We start from the raw sequence: 2,289 nt of genomic DNA, 5'->3' as shown, positions 1-2,289 counted from the left end.
CGGGGACTCAAACAAACACAATCACTGGGAAAGTCACGACGCCAGGTCTACTGAATACGTGGAGCGGAGTCGGTAAATTTGCCGCCAACCAGACGTTGCAAAGCGGCACATCCATGCTGTTGAGCAAAGCGCTGGGGCAGGGTGGTAGCGCCAGTGATGCGCTGAAAAGTGCGCTGTTCAATACGTTGGCGGCAGCCAGTTTCAACCTGGTGGGAAATTACACCGAAGGCGTAATTGCCGATGGCTCGGTACCTAAGGTTGCTATTCACGCGATGGTGGGTGGTTTGCTGGCTGAGGCTACAGGCGGCGATTTTAAAACCGGTGCGTTGGCGGCGGGGGCGAACGAGGCGCTGGTTACTCATCTCGATACGCTGGTCAAAGGCAACGAAGAGCTGCTGACGATGAGTTCGCAGATCGTGGGTGTACTGGCCGCTGCCGGGCAGAAGGATGCAGATGCAGCCACTCTGGAGCAAGGGAAATGGATTGCACAGAACTCTACGCAATATAACTACCTGTCTCACAACCAACTTGAGAGAGCGGCGAAAAAGATAGCGGCGTGTGCCTCTGATGCCTGTATTGAAGACACCACGCGTAAGTTCAAAGAGCTGAGTATTCAACAGGACCTAGAGGCGATAGCCAGCTGCCGGGCCACTCCATCATCTTGCGCTGACCATTCCAAAGTGGTCGCCAATACCATGGCGGACCTGGACCCCATCAAGGACATCGTCGATTACGGCTCACCGAAGGCCCGAGACGCAGTACAAAGCCTCATAAATTCAAATTATGAATTCCAGGAGATGTTGGCCACTGCCACCACCGAGCATTCGGTAGGCGCGATGGTTGATTCGCTCAAAGCCAAATGGGGGCTTAGTGATGCGCAGGCGCAAGCCATCACAGATGACCTGAAAGTCGCGCTGGCGGTGGGGTTAGGGACTGCGGCTGGAGCGCTGGCTTATAAGCGTGCGATGGCGAGTGCGGCGAAAGAAATGCCGTCTAAAAATCCAAACGGGACGAGTGCGCGGACGGATTCGGAAGCTGGTACGCTGGTTGATAGGAATATTGTAGATGCGAGCGCAAAAGGAGTAGCCACGTTCCCTGAGGGGATGAGTTTTAATCCAAGTATCAAAAATCACCTGAGTGGTTTTGATGGGTTAACTCAGAGGAAAGGGATAAGTGGAACCCACAATCTTGATGCTTTTTCTCAGGCCGCAACCCAGAACGGGGCCAAGGTTGTTAGCCAGACTTCGGGAGGGGTAAATGGAATATCCGAGATTAAATATCAAATTCCAGCTTATGACAGAGCAGGAAATGTGACTGGCTATAAAGCAGAGGTGTTTACAAAAACTGTTTATGATCCCAAGGTGTTTACTGATTCAAAAATATTGGACCTTGGGCAGCAGGCCGCTGCTAGTGGATACAACTCAGCAATTTCACAGGGGTTGAGAGAGTACACGGCAGCAGCAGGCGGTGTGAAGTTTAGAGTTTACTTGGACGGTAAGACTGTGAAAAATTTCTTTCCGGAGGCTAACTGAATGGCTAGTGATTTCGCAGGTGAGGGGGTCTTAAGTGAGTATATTTTTAAAGGTATCGATTATGATAATGATGAGTTTTGGGTTGTTAAGGAATTCTTTAACTCTATAAATATGAGTAAGAAGTTTTTGTGCGGGTTGTCTTTGCTTGCTGATGGTGTTGGCTTTTGTTTTGATGAGGCATACTTTCATCTGCCGGACCTAGAAGGTTCAGATGAGGAACTAAAATTCGATGGATTAATGTTTGGTGTTTTTGATGGGGAAATTGTTGTTTCCGAAACGGATGGTTACCGTCTTGTGAGGCTCGCTTGCGAGAAATACCTCCAACTTCATCCGGAAGATATCACCAAGGTAAATGAGCTAATAGCGGGGCTCCCTGCATGAAGTCTTGCTTGGCGCTCGCTGTTCCGTACTAGCCAAAAGTGGAAGTTGGGCGGGTTTGGTTTTTTGCTCTATTGGTTTAGAAGTGGTTTGGCGTATTATAGCTCTTTAATAATTGATTTTTATTTGTGCACTTGACGAGCTTGAGCTTAGTCAAGCGGGCGGTTGCAAACCGCCCTTTTTTATTTATGAATCCGGGAAAAAAGGGACGGAAAAAAGGGGACGGATTTATTTGTGAAAAAGGGGACAGATTTGAATGGCACTTCCTTAACAGCTAACCAGCTGATATGACTACAGAAAAATGAAAAAAGGCCGTCCTTGGTCTACGGTGATAGTTGCGAACACACACCACTCGAACAAGGACAGCCCGCGTGAATCG

2 protein-coding genes are annotated in these 2,289 nt (G+C 49.0%); both read left to right on the top strand.

What is annotated here, in order from left to right; genetic code table 11:
* Positions 1–1,532, top strand: a 1,532-nt coding sequence (locus TX23_RS28640) for a DUF637 domain-containing protein (RefSeq protein WP_244885991.1), incomplete at its 5' end; no start/stop codon positions are given.
* Positions 1,533–1,913 carry a ribonuclease toxin immunity protein CdiI gene (cdiI, locus tag TX23_RS26570; protein ID WP_157243961.1) on the top strand — a complete coding sequence of 127 codons (381 nt, stop codon included), beginning with the start codon at positions 1,533–1,535 and terminating at the stop codon, positions 1,911–1,913.
* The last annotated feature ends 376 nt before the right edge of the window (positions 1,914–2,289 follow it).

Origin of the sequence: Pseudomonas paralactis (assembly GCF_001439735.1) — a bacterium.
Classification (GTDB): Bacteria; Pseudomonadota; Gammaproteobacteria; order Pseudomonadales; family Pseudomonadaceae; genus Aquipseudomonas; species Aquipseudomonas paralactis.
Note: the sequence above shows the minus strand (reverse complement) of the source record. Positions and strands in the feature narration are given on the sequence as shown.